General features: G+C 37.1%; 20 protein-coding genes. 19 read left to right on the forward strand and 1 reads right to left on the reverse strand.

What is annotated here, in order from left to right:
* Window positions 1-149: 149 nt before the first annotated feature.
* From KFZ56_RS10665 to KFZ56_RS10690, 6 genes are all read left to right on the forward strand, one after another.
* Entirely contained in the window at window positions 150-662 is a 513-nt protein-coding gene (locus KFZ56_RS10665) for a QcrA and Rieske domain-containing protein (protein WP_222641920.1), read from the forward strand.
* A gap of 6 nt (window positions 663-668) precedes the next feature.
* Complete coding sequence (gene qcrB / locus KFZ56_RS10670) at window positions 669-1,343, forward strand: menaquinol-cytochrome c reductase cytochrome b subunit (protein WP_222641921.1); 675 nt, start codon at window positions 669-671, stop codon at window positions 1,341-1,343.
* A 15-nt stretch (window positions 1,344-1,358) separates the two neighbouring features.
* Window positions 1,359-2,135 carry a menaquinol-cytochrome c reductase cytochrome b/c subunit gene (locus tag KFZ56_RS10675; protein ID WP_222641922.1) on the forward strand — a complete coding sequence of 259 codons (777 nt, stop codon included), beginning with the start codon at window positions 1,359-1,361 and terminating at the stop codon, window positions 2,133-2,135.
* 271 nt (window positions 2,136-2,406) lie between these two features.
* Window positions 2,407-2,982: a lipoprotein heptaprenylglyceryl N-acetyltransferase LhaT gene (gene lhaT / locus KFZ56_RS10680; RefSeq protein WP_222641923.1), complete on the forward strand. Its 576-nt coding sequence runs from the start codon at window positions 2,407-2,409 to the stop codon at window positions 2,980-2,982.
* Between the two features lie 59 nt (window positions 2,983-3,041).
* Window positions 3,042-3,311: a sporulation protein YpjB gene (locus tag KFZ56_RS10685; RefSeq protein ID WP_255585117.1), complete on the forward strand. Its 270-nt coding sequence runs from the start codon at window positions 3,042-3,044 to the stop codon at window positions 3,309-3,311.
* 60 nt (window positions 3,312-3,371) lie between these two features.
* On the forward strand, window positions 3,372-4,058 hold the full coding sequence (locus tag KFZ56_RS10690; protein ID WP_222641924.1) for a zinc metallopeptidase: 687 nt from the start codon (window positions 3,372-3,374) through the stop codon (window positions 4,056-4,058).
* A 45-nt stretch (window positions 4,059-4,103) separates the two neighbouring features.
* Here the strand turns inward: KFZ56_RS10690 and KFZ56_RS10695 are convergent, their stop codons facing one another.
* Entirely contained in the window at window positions 4,104-4,976 is an 873-nt protein-coding gene (locus KFZ56_RS10695) for a YitT family protein (protein ID WP_222641925.1), read from the reverse strand.
* A gap of 147 nt (window positions 4,977-5,123) precedes the next feature.
* On the opposite strand from KFZ56_RS10695, the gene KFZ56_RS10700 reads away from it, so the two are divergent.
* The 13 genes from KFZ56_RS10700 to nth all read left to right on the forward strand — a co-directional run bounded on the left by KFZ56_RS10700 (window position 5,124) and on the right by nth (window position 19,664).
* On the forward strand, window positions 5,124-5,444 hold the full coding sequence (locus tag KFZ56_RS10700; RefSeq protein WP_222643967.1) for a nucleotide pyrophosphohydrolase: 321 nt from the start codon (window positions 5,124-5,126) through the stop codon (window positions 5,442-5,444).
* A 49-nt stretch (window positions 5,445-5,493) separates the two neighbouring features.
* A complete protein-coding gene (dapB, locus tag KFZ56_RS10705) occupies window positions 5,494-6,273 on the forward strand; it encodes a 4-hydroxy-tetrahydrodipicolinate reductase (RefSeq protein WP_222641926.1) in 780 nt (259 codons plus the stop codon).
* A 94-nt stretch (window positions 6,274-6,367) separates the two neighbouring features.
* Window positions 6,368-7,498 carry an N-acetyl-alpha-D-glucosaminyl L-malate synthase BshA gene (gene bshA / locus KFZ56_RS10710; protein ID WP_222641927.1) on the forward strand — a complete coding sequence of 377 codons (1,131 nt, stop codon included), beginning with the start codon at window positions 6,368-6,370 and terminating at the stop codon, window positions 7,496-7,498.
* Window positions 7,499-7,800: 302 nt separating this feature from the next.
* Entirely contained in the window at window positions 7,801-9,003 is a 1,203-nt protein-coding gene (locus KFZ56_RS10715) for a CCA tRNA nucleotidyltransferase (RefSeq protein ID WP_222641928.1), read from the forward strand.
* Window positions 8,979-10,013, forward strand: coding sequence for a biotin--[acetyl-CoA-carboxylase] ligase (locus KFZ56_RS10720; RefSeq protein WP_222641929.1), 1,035 nt, complete (start codon window positions 8,979-8,981; stop codon window positions 10,011-10,013). Before KFZ56_RS10715 ends, KFZ56_RS10720 begins: the two co-directional genes overlap by 25 nt.
* A complete protein-coding gene (panB, locus tag KFZ56_RS10725) occupies window positions 9,970-10,797 on the forward strand; it encodes a 3-methyl-2-oxobutanoate hydroxymethyltransferase (RefSeq protein WP_222641930.1) in 828 nt (275 codons plus the stop codon). The genes KFZ56_RS10720 and panB overlap by 44 nt, the downstream gene beginning before the upstream one ends.
* A 14-nt stretch (window positions 10,798-10,811) precedes the next feature.
* Window positions 10,812-11,696 (forward strand): pantoate--beta-alanine ligase, encoded by an 885-nt coding sequence (panC, locus tag KFZ56_RS10730; protein WP_222641931.1) that lies wholly within the window; start codon window positions 10,812-10,814, stop codon window positions 11,694-11,696.
* A 400-nt stretch (window positions 11,697-12,096) separates the two neighbouring features.
* Window positions 12,097-14,883, forward strand: coding sequence for an ATP-dependent DNA helicase DinG, 3'-5' exoribonuclease type (locus KFZ56_RS10735; RefSeq protein ID WP_222641932.1), 2,787 nt, complete (start codon window positions 12,097-12,099; stop codon window positions 14,881-14,883).
* Between the two features lie 262 nt (window positions 14,884-15,145).
* Window positions 15,146-15,679, forward strand: a complete 534-nt coding sequence (locus KFZ56_RS10740) for a cell wall elongation regulator TseB-like domain-containing protein (protein WP_222641933.1) — start codon at window positions 15,146-15,148, stop codon at window positions 15,677-15,679.
* 15 nt (window positions 15,680-15,694) lie between these two features.
* Window positions 15,695-16,879 carry a pyridoxal phosphate-dependent aminotransferase gene (locus tag KFZ56_RS10745; protein WP_222641934.1) on the forward strand — a complete coding sequence of 395 codons (1,185 nt, stop codon included), beginning with the start codon at window positions 15,695-15,697 and terminating at the stop codon, window positions 16,877-16,879.
* A 19-nt stretch (window positions 16,880-16,898) separates the two neighbouring features.
* Entirely contained in the window at window positions 16,899-18,191 is a 1,293-nt protein-coding gene (gene asnS / locus KFZ56_RS10750) for an asparagine--tRNA ligase (protein WP_222641935.1), read from the forward strand.
* Window positions 18,192-18,311: 120 nt separating this feature from the next.
* Complete coding sequence (locus KFZ56_RS10755) at window positions 18,312-18,989, forward strand: DnaD domain-containing protein (RefSeq protein WP_222641936.1); 678 nt, start codon at window positions 18,312-18,314, stop codon at window positions 18,987-18,989.
* 3 nt (window positions 18,990-18,992) lie between these two features.
* A complete protein-coding gene (nth, locus tag KFZ56_RS10760; protein ID WP_222641937.1) occupies window positions 18,993-19,664 on the forward strand; it encodes an endonuclease III in 672 nt (223 codons plus the stop codon).
* Window positions 19,665-19,706: the final 42 nt, after the last annotated feature.

Below are 19,706 nucleotides of genomic sequence, written 5' to 3' on the forward strand. Positions count from 1 at the left end.
TTGATTATAAATTGAATTATTCATTAAAAACTTTAGAGACAGGAATGATTATTTATTGACCATGCCATAAGTTTGCGCTATCATAGTATTGTCCTAGTAATCTGATTAATAATGATTGTCCGTGAACAATGTAAAGAGGGGGGAAAATCATGAGCGAAAAAAAGCAACAAGTGTCCCGTAGACAGTTTTTAAATTATACGCTTACTGGCCTGGGTGGATTCATGGCAGCCGGCATGCTTGCTCCTATGGTACGAATGGCGGTAGACCCTGTTTTGCAGAAATCTGACCACGGTGATTTGGCTAATGTTGGGTTATCTGTAGATGATATTACAACGGAGCCACAGCGTGTTGATTGGACTATTACTCAGGTTGATGGCTGGTATGAATCTGAGGTAAGTAAAACAGCATGGGTTTTCATGGATGAAAATGATGAAATTCAAGCCTTTTCACCAACCTGTAAGCATCTTGGTTGTTTTGTTTCATGGGAAGGAAACGATGAATATCCGAATGAATTTTTCTGCCCATGTCATAATGGACGCTATTACAAAGATGGTACCAATGTTCCAGGTACTCCGCCATTAGCGCCATTGGATGTTTATGAGCAAGAAGTCGAAAATGGAATGTTATTCCTTGGTGATCCAATTCCAAGAGAGGAGGCGTAATAATTTATGCTACAAAAACTATATGACTGGATTGACGAGCGTGTAGATGTTACGCCTATATGGCGTGATATTGCAGATCATGAGGTTCCGGAACATGTTAACCCTGCACACCATTTCTCAGCATTTGTCTATTGTTTTGGGGGATTAACCTTTTTTGTTGTTGTTATACAGATCCTTTCTGGAATGTTTCTGACAATGTACTATGTTCCGGATATTGAAAACGCTTGGAGTTCAGTTTATTACCTGCAAACAGAAGTAGCTCATGGTCAAATTGTACGTGGAATGCATCACTGGGGTGCTAGTGTTGTTGTCGTCATGCTTTTATTACATACCTTGCGTGTTTTTTTCCAAGGAGCATATAAAAAACCACGTGAGCTTAATTGGATGGTAGGTGTATTAATTTTCTTTATTATTCTTGGTCTTGGGTTTACTGGTTATTTATTACCATGGGATAATAAAGCATTCTTTGCAACTCAGGTTGGACTTGACATTGCAGAACAGGTTCCATTTATCGGTGAACAATTAAAAACACTGTTAGCTGGTGATCCATCTATTATAGGTGCTCAAACACTGGCAAGATTCTTTGCAATACATGTATTCTTCCTGCCAGCAGCTTTGTTTGCATTATTAGCGATACACTTTATCTTAATCCGTAAACAAGGTATTGCCGGACCGCTATAAAAAGGAGGGAAAGTTGTGAAAAAAGGGAAAGGAATGAAGTTTGTCGGCGATTCGCGAATCCCCGCCGAAACAAATCCACATATACCGAAAGATTATTCTGAATATCCCGGAAGAACGGAAGCATTTTGGCCCAACTTTTTATTAAAAGAATGGTTGATAGGTTCTGTATTCCTCATTGGGTTTCTGTGCTTAACATTAGCTCATCCTGCACCTTTAGAAGGGATGGCTGACCCAACGGATGCATCCTATACCCCTTTACCGGATTGGTATTTCCTGTTCTTATATGAATTGCTGAAATATGAATTTGCAAGTGGACCTTGGACAATTATGGGGATAGTGGTTCTGCCAGGCGTTGCATTTGGTGCGCTTTTCCTTGCACCATTTTTAGACAAGGGACCTGGACGCAGACCAAACAGACGACCAGTAGCTGTTGCTATGATGCTACTTGCTTTAGCTTCTGTCATATTTCTAACATGGTCAGCTGCATCAGTAGTAGATTGGGAACAAAGAGCTGAAGAAAATCAGCCAGAGCCTACACCAGAAGTTGAAATTGATCAGGAGGATCCGGGTTATGCAGTATTCGAGAATAACTGTATGTCGTGTCATGGAGAAGATTTACAAGGTGGAGCCTCCGGACCATCTTTAATTGGGACGGAACATTCAGCTGAAGAAATTGCGACCATTGCTACAGACGGAATCGGAGAAATGCCTGCAGACCAATTCAGCGGATCTGAAGAAGAACTAGAACAACTGGCCGAGTTTATCGTTTCTGTCAATGAAGAAGCAGAATAGATGATATATATAAGTAGAGCACCTTTGCCATAACAACTGGTGAAGGTGCTTTTTGATAGACTTGAAAATTATATATTTTGATGTTGCAAATTTAAGCATCAAGGATGTTCGGCTAAGGTTTCGATGTTCTAAGGCTATGTACAAACGCTCGCCTCAACGAAAATATCTATACGAACACCGAATTAACTTACATCCTCTAGTCCCCTCATCCAACTCTAGCATTGCCATTATTTTGATTAGACTATTCAACTATCCGGGAAGGGGTTTCCATATGCTAAAATACATATTGCTTGATAAATATTTTTTAATCTGTCTATTTTTTATTAATCTGTTCGGTACGATTTATGGTTTTATATGGTATGAAAGCCAATTGGCCATCACACCGAATATATTTCTTATCTTTGTTCCGGATAGCCCAACAGCAAGCTTATTTTTTACTGTATTTCTCCTGTTTTTTATTTTTAAAAAAAACGTTCCTTATATAGAAGCTCTTGCAATGGTCAGTCTCTTTAAATACGGAATATGGGCAGTAGCTATGAATCTGCTTACGCTGATTGTAGAAGGTTCTTTAGGCTGGCAAGGTTATATGTTAATGATTTCACATGGTGCCATGGCTATTCAAGGGGTAATCTATGCCCCGTTTTATAAAATTAAATTAAGGCATATTACAGTTGCTGCAATTTGGGTACTACACGATAACATGATTGATTATGTTTTTGGAATGATGCCGATATATTCTTCATTAACGCAATATATGAATGAAATTGGTTATTTTACGTTTTGGCTGAGTATTTTATCGATCTTGATCGCATATAAACTTACCATAAAGCCAGAGGCGAAATTGTAGTTATATAAGATACGTCCACAACATATAATGATGAAGAAGATGCATGTGAGGTGATTTCTATGAGGAGAAGAGAAAAAGCATATCTTATCCTATTAGTCATGCTAACCATAGGAATTATCATACATGTACAATCTACGTTTATTGAGGCTGGATCGCAATTGCCGGAGTCCTCAGAGGCATCCACTGATAGTGATACGAAGCAACTACCTTTTTATTGGATAGTCGGAATTATTGGAGGATGTATTGTGCTTACCTTATCCTATGTGAGTTTTAGGAAATATAAAGGTGAAAAGAAAAAACAAAAAGACACAGACAAAACAGTTGACTGAAGGGCTTTTTTTGACTAAAATTGACCATAAGAAAGAATTTTAAATGATGGAGGAATGTAGATGTTTGGAAGCCTAGGTGCCTATATTATTTATATTGTCCTATTGATGGCTATCCCACTATGGGCGCAATCAAAAGTAAAAAACACGTACAAAAAATACTCTAAAAAAGCAACCTCCTCCTCGATGACTGGGGCAGATGTTGCACGCAAGATTTTGAATGATAATGGAATCTATGATGTAAATGTGGAAGAAACGAAAGGAACACTTACCGATCACTATGATCCTAAGAAAAAAGTGGTCAGGCTCTCCAGCGATAATTTCCACGGGCAGTCAATGGCATCTTCAGCCATTGCAGCACACGAAGTAGGACATGCAATCCAAGATGCAGAGGAATATGCATTTCTGAAATTCAGAAGCGCGCTCGTACCAGCAGCGAGCTCTGGGTCAAATATTTCTTTCTTTCTTATCATTGCCGGGCTTATCTTTGGTGTAAGTGAGTTGTTTCTCCTTGGTATTATCTTCATGTCAGCGGCTGTATTGTTTCAATTGGTCACCTTACCTGTTGAATTTGATGCTTCCAATCGTGCGATGGGGCAATTAGTATCAACAGGAATTATACGAAATAATGAAGAGCGTCCAACGAAGAAAGTGCTCAATGCTGCTGCACTAACCTATGTAGCTGCTGCATTGGTAGCTGTTTTAGAATTAGGTAGGTTTATCATGATGTATCTTGTTTCAAATGAATGATTAGGAATAAAAAGGATGGCAGCAAATTGCCATCCTTTTTATTATTTAATCATTTATCGGATTTTTATTCTCATCTAATGTAAACCCTTCTCCAATAACATCATGCACTGTGCTCACGGTCACAAAAGCATGTGGGTCAATTCCATTAATAATATTCTTTAAACGAACAATTTCATTACGTGCTACAACACAATAAAGAACATCCTGTTTTTCCTTTGAAAAACTTCCTCTACCATCTAGTATCGTTACGCCACGATCCATATCCTGTAAAATTTGGTTAGCTATTTGGTTACTATAGTTTGAAATAATAGTTGCGCCTCGAGCAGAATATGCTCCCTCCTGAATAAAGTCGATAACCCTGGCTCCGATATAAACAGCTACTAACGTATACATCCCTTCAATTAATTCTAGACTGGTAAACACGGAAGTTGTAATGACGACAAAATCAAATAAAAACATGGTTCTTCCCATACTCCAGCCTACGTATTTATTAACAAGCCTTGCTATTATATCAACACCGCCAGTTGTGCCCCCATAGCGAAATATTATTCCAAGGCCTACACCTATAAACACGCCTGCAAAAAGAGCTGCTAACGTCATGTCAGATTGCAAGTAGGTAGGGAAAGGGCTAATTTGAAATACCCTTAAAAATAGGGATACAGCGACTGTTCCTATAATGGTGTAGATAAATGTATTTCGACTAAGATATCTCCATCCTACAAAAAACACAGGTATGTTTAGTAAGATATTGCTTATAGCAGGATCCCACCCCCATAAAAAATAAAAAAGTAATGTGATTCCGGTGAATCCACCTTCACCAAGGTTATTTTGCATATTGAAATGCACAATACCAAAAGAAAAAATAGCTGAACCTACCAAAATGAAAAATATATTTTTTATTTTTAAACCAAATAACATTTCATGCACCCTCCTTATCCATTTTATTAATATACCATATTTATTTTTCTTTGTTTAAAATAAATAATTTGTCAAAATAGAGCCTTTTAGCTAACATAAAAAGTAGATGAAATATAAATAAAGGAGATCTTAACAATTAATACACCTATATATAACACAAATCAAATTCAAAAACGAGTAGATGATTATATTTCCCAATTTAAAGAAGGTTACTTTTCTCCACTTAGTCTGATGGCGAGATTATCGGAAGAAATTGGGGAACTAGCGAGAGAGGTAAATCATTATCATGGGGAAAAACCAAAAAAAGCAGAAGAAAAAGAAAAAACAATCGAGGAAGAACTTGGAGACATCCTATTTGTGCTCTCTTGCTTTGCCAATTCACTGGATATTGATATGTCAGAAGCCTTTGATATAGCTATAAACAAAATAGAAACGCGTGATAAAGATCGTTGGACATCGAAAGAGTAAACCTAAACCCTACTATATATATTGAAAACACACTAGGAGGCCTACAACAATGAATATAAGAATAGTCGTAGCCGGCCCCAGGGGGAAGATGGGGGCTGAAGCAATTCAAATGATCCATAGAGAAGAGAATTTACAATTAGTTGGTTGTATTGACCGTAAACATAATGGGAAGGTTGCCGAGAATTTACCGGACGTACCAATTTATGAAGATGCAGAGGAATGTTTTAAACATATTGGTGCTGATACTTTTGTCGATCTGACTGTCCCCGATGTGGGATATAAACATACCAAGGCCGCATTGGAACAAAATATTCGTCCTGTAATAGGAACGACAGGTTTTACAGACGAACAAATAAGTGAACTTTCCATTTTGTCACGGGAAAAGAAATTGGGCTGTATCATTGCACCAAATTTTGCAATTGGAGCTGTGCTTATGATGACATTTTCCAAAATGGCTGCCAAGTATTTCCCGGATGTTGATATTATAGAAAAACATCATGATAATAAATTGGACGCACCGTCAGGCTCATCTATAAAAACTGCAGAACTGATGAAAGAGACACGTAACGTTAAAGACCAAGGCCATCCAAACGAAAAAGAAACCCTGATAGGTGCTCGAGGTGCGGATTTTGATGGAATGAGAATTCATAGTGTACGTCTTCCAGGACTTGTTGCTCATCAGGAAGTATTATTTGGCGGACCCGGGCAAACCTTATCCATTAAACATGATTCATATAATCGAGATTCATTTATGGAAGGAATAAAGCTGGCAATTGAAGAAGTTATGAATTTAGAAGAGCTTGTATACGGTCTGGAAAATATTTTATAAGTTCCATTGTTCAAGCATTCGGTATAATAAACTGGACTGTCTGTAACGCGAAAATAAAAAATGATTAATGTCAAAAAGAAGAGGAAATATTTAAATGAGGAAAATAGGTATTACATGCTATCCTACAGTTGGCGGATCAGGTATTATCGCTACTGAATTAGGAATGCTTCTTGCTGAACAAGGAAACGAAATACATTTTATTACATCCGGGCTACCGTTTCGTTTAAATCATGTCTATCCAAAAATTTACTTTCATGAAGTAGAACTGAATCACTATCCGGTTTTTCAATATCCTCCATATGATTTTGCCCTTGCAACAAAAATGGCAGAAGTAATTGATCAGGAAAAGCTGGATATTCTGCACGTTCACTATGCAATGCCGCATGCTATTTGTGCTTTATTAGCCAAAGACATTGCAAAACATGATGTGAAAATTGTGACTACATTACACGGAACGGACATAACAGTGCTCGGGATAGATCGTACATTCAAAAAAATGATTAAGTATGGGATAGAAAATTCAGATGCCGTTACTGCTGTTTCCAGCAGCTTGGTGAATCAAACGGTAGATATGCTAGAAGTTAACAAAGACATTGACGTTATTTATAATTTTGTTAATGAGCAGGAGTATTACAAAAAAGAGTTACCTGCGATTAAACAGCAATACGGCATACAATCAGATGAAAAAGTAATCATTCATGTATCTAATTTTCGTAAGGTAAAGCGAACTGAAGATGTGATTCGTACTTTTTATAAAATACGAAAAAAAGTAAACAGCAAATTGCTTTTAGTTGGGGATGGTCCCGATTATGCCGACGCTAATGAACTGGTTCACAAACTCGGATTAACCGAAAGTGTTTTGTTTTTAGGCCAGCAAAAGAATATTAGTGATTTGTTATCGATATCTGATTTAAAATTATTGTTATCCGATAAGGAAAGCTTTGGATTGGTACTATTAGAGGCTATGAGTTGTGAAGTTCCATGTATAGGAACCAATATCGGCGGTATACCGGAAGTAATCAAACACAATGAAACGGGTTATATCATTGAACTTGGGGATTTGGATAATGCTGCTCAGTATGCCATTCAGTTATTAAACGACCCTGATTTATTAGAGCAATTTTCCAAGAATGCATTGATGCATGCAAGAAATAAATTTCATTCCAAGAAAATAGTCGAGCAGTATTCAAGCTTATATGATAAGCTATTAACAAATCAAAAATAGCAACGCTTTTCGTGAGTGTTGTTGCTTTTAAAAGTTGATAAAACTGCGACGTAGTCAAAGTAACTTTATGAGAAGGTTCTCGTTCTGATGATAGTTGAGCGTAGGGATACCGCTCCGGAAACACATTTACTTTCCGCGGGGGCTCACCAACCGCCCTAAGGTGCGCGTAGTGTATTTCCATAGCGAATGCTTACGCTCAACCAAGCTTGGAAAGAGTATGGCACAATACGTCGCAGTTTCTATCCCTTGTGTCAAAAGCAATAATTTTTTAGAACATAGCAATATAGAAAGAGGTTATAACAATGCTTACGGCGCCTTTTCAATTAGCGAAACCTGTTTTAGATAGAATAGAGGAATATAATCACCAGGCTTTTTTTGTTGGTGGTTGTGTTCGGGATTTTTTGTTAAAGCGTCCTATCGGGGACATTGACATCGCAACCTCTGCTCAACCTGAATGTGTTCAACAGATTTTTGAAAAGGTTATTCCGGTTGGTATTAAGCATGGAACCGTTATTGTTCGCCATCAACACCAATCCTATGAAGTGACCACATTTCGAATAGATGGACTTTATACAGATCATCGTCACCCGGATTCCGTAAAATTTATAGATAAAATTAATGAGGATTTAGAGCGAAGAGATTTTACAATAAATGCATTAGCAATGAATAAAAATGGGCGAATCATTGACTTATTTAACGGTAAACAAGACTTGCAAGATAAAATTATCCGTACGGTAGGTGATGGGTACGAGCGATTTACAGAAGATCCCTTGCGTATCATTCGGGCAGTAAGGTTTTCCAGTCAATTAGGTTTTACTATTGACAACCAAACCGTAGATAACATGAAACAAGTCAAACAGGGAATTGAAAGTCTTGCCATCGAGCGGATAGCAAATGAGATTACGAAATTGTTTGCCGGTGATTATCTTCTAAATGGCCTATCGTATTTAAAAGCGACAGAGATATATAAACATTTACCAATTATGATAGAATACCCATATATCATTCATTTACTTCCCAGGCAATTAAAACCCCTATATTCCTTTGGTGAAGTGATCGCTCTGTTTCATATTACGGAACCCAAAGTACGTATAATAACCTGGATAAGCGCATGGAAGTGTTCCAACCAAACAAAACAGGAGGCAAATCAACTTGTTGACGCACTTTACTATTATAAAAATAATGGTTTGGATTCATGGTTGGTTTATCAACTATCTTCTGAATATTATAAGGGTTTCATAAGATTAGCCAACATTTTTCACCCTACGAATACGATTGCACATCAAGAATTAGTAGATATTGAACAGAGCCTTCCAATTAAATCTAAAAGGGATCTAGCTATAAAGGGGAATGATCTGCTGGCATTATTTCCATATGTGAAAAGAGGTCCTTGGTTACAGCACACGCTGAACAGGTTGGAAAAGGAAGTTGCAACAAATAGGCTTAAAAATACGGAAATCGAATTAAAGGAGTGGGTAAAATGGAATCCACCCGAAATAAACTAATCGAACTCTTAGCTGCTAATCAGGATTATTATATATCCGGGCAGGTTTTATCTGAGAAATTAAATATATCTCGCAATGCAATCTGGAAACACATGAAAGAGCTCAAGAAGGACGGGTACATTGTAGAAGCAAAATCAAAAAAGGGTTACCAAATCACGGGTTTTCCTGATAAAATAAGTGAAAACACCATTCAGTGGGGATTAAACACAAAATGGGCAGGTAAAACAATTATACATAAGGAGACAACACCTTCTACGCAAATTGTTGCTCATCAAGCTGCAAATGAAGGCGCTGAACATGGAACCATTATTATTGCAGATGAACAAACCAAGGGAAAGGGGAGGATGGAACGGGAGTGGCACTCTGCGAAAAACAAAGGAATTTGGCTAAGCCTCATTCTTAGACCTGCTATATTGCCATATCTTGCACCGCAACTCACGCTATTAACGGCAACTGTGTTAGCAGATGTGATATATAAGCATACGAAAACAGCACCATTAATTAAATGGCCAAATGATATTATGCTAAACCATAAAAAAACAACAGGAATTTTAACGGAAATGCAGGCAGAGCAAGATCAAATCCAGTATATTGTAATTGGAATCGGAATGAATGTAAATCAGCAAACGAATGAGTTGCCGGAGGACTTGCAGGCAATAGCAACTTCCTTACACATTGAAACAAATAAAAGCTGGTCCATCCAAACACTTATCCAGGATATTTTACAAACATTTGAAGATTCCTACGATGCTTTTATAGAAACAGGGTTTTCAGAGGTGAAACGGAAATGGGAACATTACGGATTTAAAATGGGTGAGTATATTTCCATTAAAACATTAAGAGAAAAATGGGGAGGCATTTTTTCCGGAATTGCTGAGGATGGGGCACTGATTATAAAAACTAGTGACGGAAAAACAAAAAAACTGTATTCCGGAGAAATAGAATGGTTCGGGGAAGGAGAAAATGATGTTAAGCAGATTAGATCTGAAACAAATGAAAGAAAACAATGATAAAATAACAATGATTACCGCATATGATTACCCGTCGGCGAAAACGGCTGAAGAGGCTGGAGTTGACATGATATTGGTTGGGGACTCACTGGGGATGGTCGTATTAGGATACGAATCTACTGTTCAAGTAACGATAGAGGATATGATTCACCACGCAAAAGCAGTGAAGAAAGGGGCGCCAAACACGTACTCCGTAGTCGATATGCCCTTTATGTCCTATCATGTTTCTTTGGAGGAGTCATTAGCAAATGCGCGTGAAATTTTCCAAAAAAGTAATGCCCAAGCACTAAAGTTGGAAGGCTCCTCTGAAGAAATTCTATTGCTAACAAAGCGGTTGACAGAGGCTGGAATCCCAGTTGTCGCGCATTTAGGACTAACCCCACAATCAGTTAATGTCTTAGGTGGTTTTAAAGTACAAGGAAAAGACAGGGAAGCAGCGGAAAAGCTTGTTCAAGATGCCAAACAAGTGGTCGCCCATGGGGCTGTTTCATTAGTTTTGGAATGTGTTCCTAAAGAGCTGGCAGCCATTGTTACCGAGAGTATAGATATCCCGACGATTGGAATTGGCGCTGGAATTTACTGTGATGGTCAAGTATTGGTCTATCATGATATAGTTAAATATGGTGTCGATCGGCTACCTAAATTTGTTAAATCCTATGCAGATTTCAACATGCAAGGAACGGAAGGCATTAAAGGTTATATCTCGGATGTAAAAGAGCGTTCATTCCCATTGGATGAACATTCATTTTTAATAAAAGATAAAGACGTATTACCGAAAGTCTGAAGTGGGGATACAGAATGGAAATTATTCGCTCCGTAGAAAAGGTTAAAAATCAATGTAGTGATTTAATAAAGCAAGATAAGCAAATTGGCTTTGTGGCTACAATGGGTTTCTTTCATGAGGGACATTTAAACCTGATGACACAAGCAAAAAAGGAAAATGATATTGTTGTTGCAAGTATATTTGTAAATCCATTACAATTTGGGCCAAACGAGGATTATGAAAATTATCCCCGGGATGAAGAACACGATATATTGCTTGCAAAACAAACTGGGGTTGATATTTTATTTATCCCTACCGTACGTGAAATGTATCCGAATCAAATGCTTATTCGCATGTCTGTTGAAGCGCGTACCGATGTGTTATGCGGGCGCTCTCGACCAGGGCACTTTGACGGCGTTATTACCGTGTTAACTAAATTATTTCATATCATTCAGCCTAACAGAACTTATTTTGGTCTGAAAGATGCACAGCAAGTTGCCGTCGTTGATGCACTTATTATTTCTTTAAATTTTCCAATCGAATTAATCGGAATAGAAACTATAAGAGAACAAGATGGCTTAGCAAAAAGCAGTAGAAATGTTCATCTAAACAATGAAGAGCGAAATGAGGCTGTATGGATATATAAAGCGTTAATGAAAGGCCAGCAGTTAGTCGTTGACGGAGAGAAAAATCCCGCTATCGTTGTTAACGAAGTTAAAAATGTGCTTCGGGAGCATACATCTGGGACTATTGATTATGTCGAATTGGTTAGTTATCCGCGTCTCACGCCGATCATTGCAATCAATGAGCAAGTCATACTAGCAACCGCAGTGAAATTTAGAAAAGCCAGGTTAATCGATAACCTTCTATTAAATGAAAACGGAGAAATCGTGAATCAGTATCTGCAGGAGGGAATTTAATGTTTCACAGATGAAGGGCGAGATTCACTACGGAGCAAGTAACAGAAACAAATCGGAAGTGTAACAGTAGACCAACCTCTATGGGAACAAGTTGATATTTTGCCACACGAAAAGTACAATTTGTAAATAATAACAATGTGCCTTCTGGAAACCTATGTGGCTCCAAGATAGGCTCTAGAATTGAGATATCATTATAACTGTCTCTTGTACATTCGTTTCCAATGAAGAGTTAACATCCTATAAACCAAAAGTTGCAATCATGAATGAGGCAAAGAAAATAGAGCAACTTATTGAACAAGAACCTCCATCAATGAAAATGTAGGTACAAGGTGTAAAGCTCTTATCAAAAATAAGTGATAAGAGTTTTATTTTTAAAGGATAAGAAAGTTAGGTGGAAGCCATGGATAAATATGTCGTAATTGACCTTGAGACTACCGGAAATTCTCCGGTAAAAGGAGATAAGATCGTCGAGGTTGGCATTGTTGTAATTGAAGATGATAAAATAACTGATCATTATACCACCTTACTTCATCCAAACAAAGCCATTCCTCCATTTATTTCCAATTTGACCGGAATTTTTGACGAAGATATTGCTGAGGCTCCAACATTTGAAGAAAAAGCAGAAGAAATAGCTGCCATCTTTCGCGGTGGATATTTAATTGCTCATAATGTTCCTTTTGATTTAGGCTTTTTAAATAAAGAACTTGAAAATAATGGGGAAAAGCCGTTAACCAATCCGGTTTTAGATACGGTAGAGCTTGCGCGCATTTTATATCCAAGAGCACCGAGTTATAAACTTTGGCAATTAACAAGGTATCTGGAAATATATCACGAAGATCCTCATCGTGCTTTATCAGATGCCTATGTTACCGCAAAATTATTTTTAAAACTGAAAGAAAAGTTGTCTTCTTTACCATATGAAACAATAGATCATTTATTAAAACTGGAGAAAATGCTGAAGTCTGATGTGAACCAATTATTAACGAAGAGACATAAGGAATTGGCGTTTTCCGTAAATGCTGATGAAATTGTCACATACAGAGGACTTGCATTTAAACATGCAGAAATGGAAAAAGTAACACATCTTAAACCGAAAACTTCTTTCGGTGATTATTTGGATGCTATTTATGAAAAGCATGGCACCATGCAACGATATATGGAGAACTATGAAAAAAGGGACGGGCAACGTGGTATGTCCGAAACGGTTTTTGATGCGTTTCAATTACATCATCATGCGTTAATCGAAGCAGAAACAGGGACCGGAAAATCACTGGCATATTTAATTCCTGCCATTTATGAAGCTGTGCATACGAAAAAACGTATCGTCATCAGTACGCAAACAACGCAATTACAAACCCAATTATTGGAAGAGGAAGTACCACTAATTCGAAAGTTAATCGACTTTCCCTTTAATGTAAGTTTGTTAAAGGGAAAGAGCCATTATATCAGTCTGGAAAAGTTTGAGAGAGAATTAGCTTCTGATCAACAAGACAATTATGATATCGTACTGACAAAAGCAATGATACTGGTTTGGTTAACAGAAACAGACACCGGAGATATAGATGAAATTCATCTGCCTTCCAGCGGCTATTTATTTTATAAGAAAATATCCACGGAAGCAGAAGGTTATTCGGATTTTTATTCCAAGTCCTATTATCAAAAAGCACGTAAAAAAGCATCTCACGCAGATATCATTATTACCAATCATGCGTTATTATGTACAGACATATTTAATGATTATCAGTTTTTGCCAAGCTATGATAAGGTTATCGTTGACGAAGCTCATCATTTAGAAGAAACTGCTTCACGTCATTATGGATTAAAACTGGATTATATCAACCTGCACTACACACTAAATCAGCTTGGAATGACAGATGAGGCAAAACAGCTCGGTAAATTGCTGCAAAAGTACCCTTTTGATCACGAAGATTTGCCATTAAAAGAGTGGGATGAGATTTTTAGTAAGGTAACATATGAAGTTGATGATTTGTTCCGGACATTATTCCAATATGTTGTTGACCAGCAAAGAAATAACAAATCCGTGAGTGATATTGGAAGAACTCAATACCGTTTTGAAGATGAAAACGAAGATCCAAAAAAATGGAATGCAATAAAAGAAATGGCTACAAGGCTAACTTTTTTTATAAGGGATCTCGTTCATATCCTCACTGCAATTGAACAACATTATAGTAAAGCAAATGTTTTTGATACCAATGATAAGGATGAGATAAAAGGAATAATGCAAGTACTGCAATCATTTATCGATCGTGTAGAACAATTATTTTTAGTGAAAGACTCCACTGGTCAAGTTAAATGGATGGAAATTGACAAAAATGGCGCTAAAAATGCTGTTTATTTGTATAGTGAGCCTACAGATATATCTACATTAATGGTTGAGGATTTTTTTGATAAAAAGGAAAGTGTTATTTTAACAAGTGCCACGCTAACAATGAAAAATTCATTTTCATTTATACAAAATAACCTTGGTTTACCAACGGAACGACTAATTACAAAAAAAGTCCACTCACCATTCGCTTATGAGGAACAGGTGCAGCTTATGATTCCAAATGATTTTCCGGACATTAGGCACGGGAGCTTAGATGATTTCATCTATGCAACGAGTGAAGCTATTATTTCTTTGGCTGAAATAACAGACGGAAGAATGCTCGTTTTATTTACATCGTATGATATGCTTAGAAAAACACATGCCATATTAACAGAAACCATAGATGTAAATAAATATGTTATTATTGCACAAGGGATATCAAGTGGCAGTCGCACACGGCTAAAGAAAAATTTCCAATCATTTGACCAAGCCATTTTGTTAGGAACAAGTTCATTTTGGGAAGGTATAGATATACCTGGAGAAGATCTGTCCTGTTTAATAATTGTACGCTTGCCATTTCAGCCGCCGGATCACCCTGTATACGAAGCAAAATCAGAGCAGTTAAAAGAAAAAAAGAGAAATCCATTTTTCGAACTAGCTTTACCAAATGCTGTAATCCGTTTTAAACAAGGCTTTGGAAGATTAATACGTTCAACAAGTGATCGGGGAATTGTTTTTGTTTGTGACGGGCGGATCACCAAAGCACGCTATGGCAAAAATTTTACACAATCAATTCCGGATGTACCAATAACCATTGATTCGACCCATAAGCTAATGCAAAAAGCCGAGGCATGGTTTTAATAAAAAATATACTGATGTTAGCCAAACATCAGTATATTATAGTATGGTATGGGATGGAAAAAATTTGTCGAATTAATTAAAAACAAAACACATTTTCAGTAATACTTGTTATACTATAAATATGCTTATGCCTAATTTATATCAACCTTATCAATAGTGTTTACACGCCGACTTCAACTATGTGTAGTAAAATTTGATAATGGAAGAAGCATTTATATTTAAAGGAAAGATGAATTTAAAAGTATGATGAATGGATGAGAGTATGAAAAACAAAAGAAATGCCGTTTTTCTCGGACGAAGTTGGCTATTTTGGAGTGTGCTTATATTTATTCTTCTGACTGTTTCCTGTTTACTTTATGCTATGTTTTTATATCTTGACGTTATGGATAGCAAAACTGCAGGTGTCGAGGAAACAAAAGAGCAAATCCTTAATGCTACCGCAATAACGGAAATTGATAAAATTGAACAATTTAATGGTACTGAATCATACCATGTTGTGTTTGGTAAAGATGAAGATAATGAAGAAAAAATTATTTTCTATCCTTTGGAAGGTAATGAAAAAACCTTAACAACGATTGATAAATCTGAAATTGTAACAGAGGAGAGTGTTAGAAACCAATGGATGAACGAATGTAGTGGTTGTGAATTATTAAATATCGTACCTGCATTGGTTGATGATACGCCACTATGGGAGATCGCATACAATGATAATTCCAATCGATATATATTGGATTATTTGTCCATTTATGACGGTACAAGGTATGAACAATATCGTTTAAATCGAATGTTTCAATAGGAGGGTGATCTTACAATGGATTTAGCAAACAGAGTAAAAACAATAACACCATCGTCAACATTGGCGATAACCGCAAAAGCAAAAGATCTAAAATCTCAAGGATATGATGTTATAGGTCTTGGTGCTGGTGAACCAGATTTTAACACACCCACATACATTATGAATGCTGCCAAAAAGTCTATGGATGACGGAATGACGAAATATACCCCAGCTGGTGGGGTTCCAGAACTAAAACAGGCCATCATGAGCAAATTGAAAACAGATAATGACCTAACCTATACTACCGATCAAATAATCGTCTCAACAGGGGCTAAACACGCTTTATACACTTTATTTCAAGTTTTACTAAATACTGGAGATGAAGTAATCGTCCCTTCACCTTATTGGGTAAGCTATCCGGAACAAGTTAAATTAGCTGGTGGTAAACCGGTATATGTAAATGCCTTAGAACAAAGTGATTTCAAGGTAACACCTGAAGAGCTGGAAGAAGCAATAACAAGTAAAACAAAAGCAGTCATTATTAATTCGCCAAGCAATCCTACTGGTATGATGTACAATAAGGAAGAGCTGGAAAGACTTGGTGAAATTTGCTTAAAGCATGGAATTTTGATTGTATCGGATGAGATTTATGAAAAATTAATTTATACACACGATGCACATGTTTCAATTGGCGCTTTATCACATCCATTAAAAGAACAAACCGTCGTCATTAATGGACTTTCAAAATCTCATGCTATGACTGGTTGGAGAATTGGATATGCAGCTGGACCGTCGTATATTATAAAGGCAATGTCAACGCTTGCCTCCCATTCAACATCAAACCCAACATCTATTGCGCAATACGCAGCGCTTGCAGCATATAAAACCGACGAAGACGCGAGTAAAATGATGAAAAAAGCATTTGCGGAAAGACTGGATGTATTATATGACTTAATTGTTAATATACCAGGAATTACATGTGTTAAACCAAAAGGCGCATTTTATCTATTTCCAAATGTAGAAGAAGCAATAGCCATGAATGGATTCGAGCATACAGATGAATGGGTAACGGCATTACTTGAAGAAGAAAAGGTTGCACTTGTGCCCGGTTCAGGATTTGGTTCTCCTGGTAATGTACGCCTGTCTTATGCTGCATCCATTGAAAGTCTAAAAGAAGCTGCAAAACGCATAAAACGATTTGTAGTAAATCATCAATCTTAGTTTTACGGAGGTAATGTTATTGAAAATAACTATTTCACAAGTACCAAATCAAAAAGATCAAACGGTAACGATCGGTGCATGGCTTGCTAATAAGCGATCAAGTGGTAAAATCGCATTTCTGCAGCTGCGGGATGGAACTGGATTTATGCAAGGAGTCGTTGCTAAAAATGATGTCAGTGAGGAAACTTTCGAATTGGCCAAGAATATGAATCAGGAATCTTCTATGTACATAACTGGGCAAATCGTAGAAGATACAAGATCTCCTTTTGGCTATGAAATGCAGGTTAGTGCGATTGAATTGATCCATGAATCCTCGGACTACCCAATAACACCGAAAGAACACGGTACAGAATTTTTGATGGATCACCGTCACCTATGGTTACGTTCCAAAAGACAACATGCAGTTATGAAAATTCGGAATGAAATCATACGCGCAACCTATCAATTTTTTAATGATAATGGCTATGTTAAAATTGATCCACCAATCTTGACTGGTTCTTCTGCAGAGGGGACGACAGAATTATTTCATACCAAATACTTTGATGAAGAAGCTTATCTTTCACAGAGTGGTCAATTATATATGGAAGCTGCAGCAATGGCTTTTGGAAAAGTATTCTCTTTTGGTCCGACATTTCGCGCTGAAAAATCGAAAACACGCAGGCACTTAATTGAATTCTGGATGATTGAGCCTGAAATGGCATTTGTGGAGCATGATGAAAGTTTGGAAATTCAAGAACAATATGTTACCTCTATTGTAAAATCCGTATTGGAAAATTGTAAACTGGAATTACAGGTGCTGGAGCGTGACACAACACAATTAGAAAAAATACAAGCACCATTTCCACGGATTTCATATGATGATGCTGTAGAATTGCTCAAAGAAAAAGGGTTTACGGATATTGAATGGGGAGTAGACTTTGGTGCACCTCACGAAACAGCCATTGCAGAAAGCTTTGACAAGCCAGTATTTATTACCAACTATCCGGCTGAAATTAAAGCATTTTACATGAAGCCGCATCCTACACAATCTGATGTTGTATTATGTGCAGATTTGATTGCGCCTGAAGGTTATGGCGAAATTATAGGTGGATCACAGCGGATTGATGATCTGGCGCTTATGCAGAAACGATATGAGCAACATAATTTAACAGGACCTGCCTATGAGTGGTATCTCGAGCTTCGTAAATACGGAAGTGTCCCACATTCAGGATTTGGTCTCGGTTTGGAGAGAACCGTGGCATGGTTAGCCGGTGTTGAACACGTTAGAGAAACCATACCATTTCCAAGATTGTTAAATCGTCTGTATCCATAGATCATTTCCGTAGTACAAATAAATGGAAAAATCCCTTGCACTTTTTTAGCAAGGGATTTTATAGTCCGAATAAATTTAAATCATATTCATGCTATACTATGAATTGAGGTGTTCATTGTCATGACAAAATTTGTACCCTTTCAAGAAATATTATCAGGTCAATTACCTGTCCCACTAAAATTGCTAACAAACTATACGTCATTAGGTTTAAATGAGAAAGAAGTAATCATTATCATACAGTTACATCGTTTTCTACAAGAAAATGAAGCATTTCCGACACCTTATGAGATTGCATCCTATTTAACAATTGACGAAAAAGAATGTGCGAATGTATTACGAAAGCTCATCCAAAAAAATATACTGTCCATTAATCAGCATAGAAATGAACAGAATCAATTAAGTGAAGCTTACTCTCTAGAACCGCTATGGGAGAAGCTTTATGCTAATAAAAAGACAAAAGAGGAAGAGACAGATGGAACCATCTTTATTTTATTTGAACAAGAATTCGGCAGACCATTATCGCCATTTGAAATTGAAACCATCAATGCATGGCTGGATGAAGATGAAATAGCTCCTTCATTAATTAAGGCCGGGTTAAGGGAATCTGTTCTAATGGGAAAATTAAATTTCAAGTATATCGATCGGATACTTAGAGATTGGAAAAAGAAAGGAATCCATTCGGTTGAGCAAGCGCGGGATGCCAGTAAAAATTTTCATAATAAGCAAGTGGTAAAACAGGAGAATACAACCAAAAGGGATACATCATTCTATTATAATTGGTTAGAAGGGGAAGACTAAAATATGCTAAATAAGACGCAAATAAGATATTGTTTAGACGTGATGAAAGAAATGTTTCCTCATGCAAAGGCTGAATTAAATCATCAGAATCCATTTGAATTAATTATTGCTGTCCTACTGTCCGCGCAATGTACGGATGCGCTTGTTAACAGGGTTACAGCAAGTTTGTTCAAAAAATATAAAACACCGGCTGATTATGTATCTGTCCCATTAGAAGAGCTGCAACAGGATATTAGATCTATTGGCTTATATCGTAATAAAGCAAAAAACATACGCAAACTTTGCCAATCATTAATTGATGATTATGACGGGGAAGTACCACATTCGAAGACAGAGCTTATGAAGTTGGCAGGTGTAGGTAGGAAGACAGCTAACGTAGTAGCTTCTGTAGCGTTTAATGAACCTGCTATAGCAGTTGATACGCATGTAGAACGTGTGTCTAAGCGATTAGGAATTTGTCGCTGGAAAGATTCTGTACCTGAAGTTGAGGAAACGCTCATGCGTAAAGTACCAAAAGATGAATGGAGCCAAACGCATCACCTAATGATTTTCTTTGGTAGATATCATTGTAAATCCAGAAATCCAAACTGTCCAGAATGTCCATTACTTGATTTATGCAGAGAAGGGCAGAAGCGTATGAAAAAAGAAAATTTATTGCCAAATGAAAGAAGGTAGCTCCCATTTATAAGGGGCTACCTTCTTCCATTTATAAAAATA

Origin of the sequence: Virgibacillus sp. NKC19-3, from assembly GCF_019837165.1 — a bacterium.
Taxonomy (GTDB): Bacteria; Bacillota; Bacilli; order Bacillales; family Amphibacillaceae; genus Virgibacillus_L; species Virgibacillus_L saliphilus.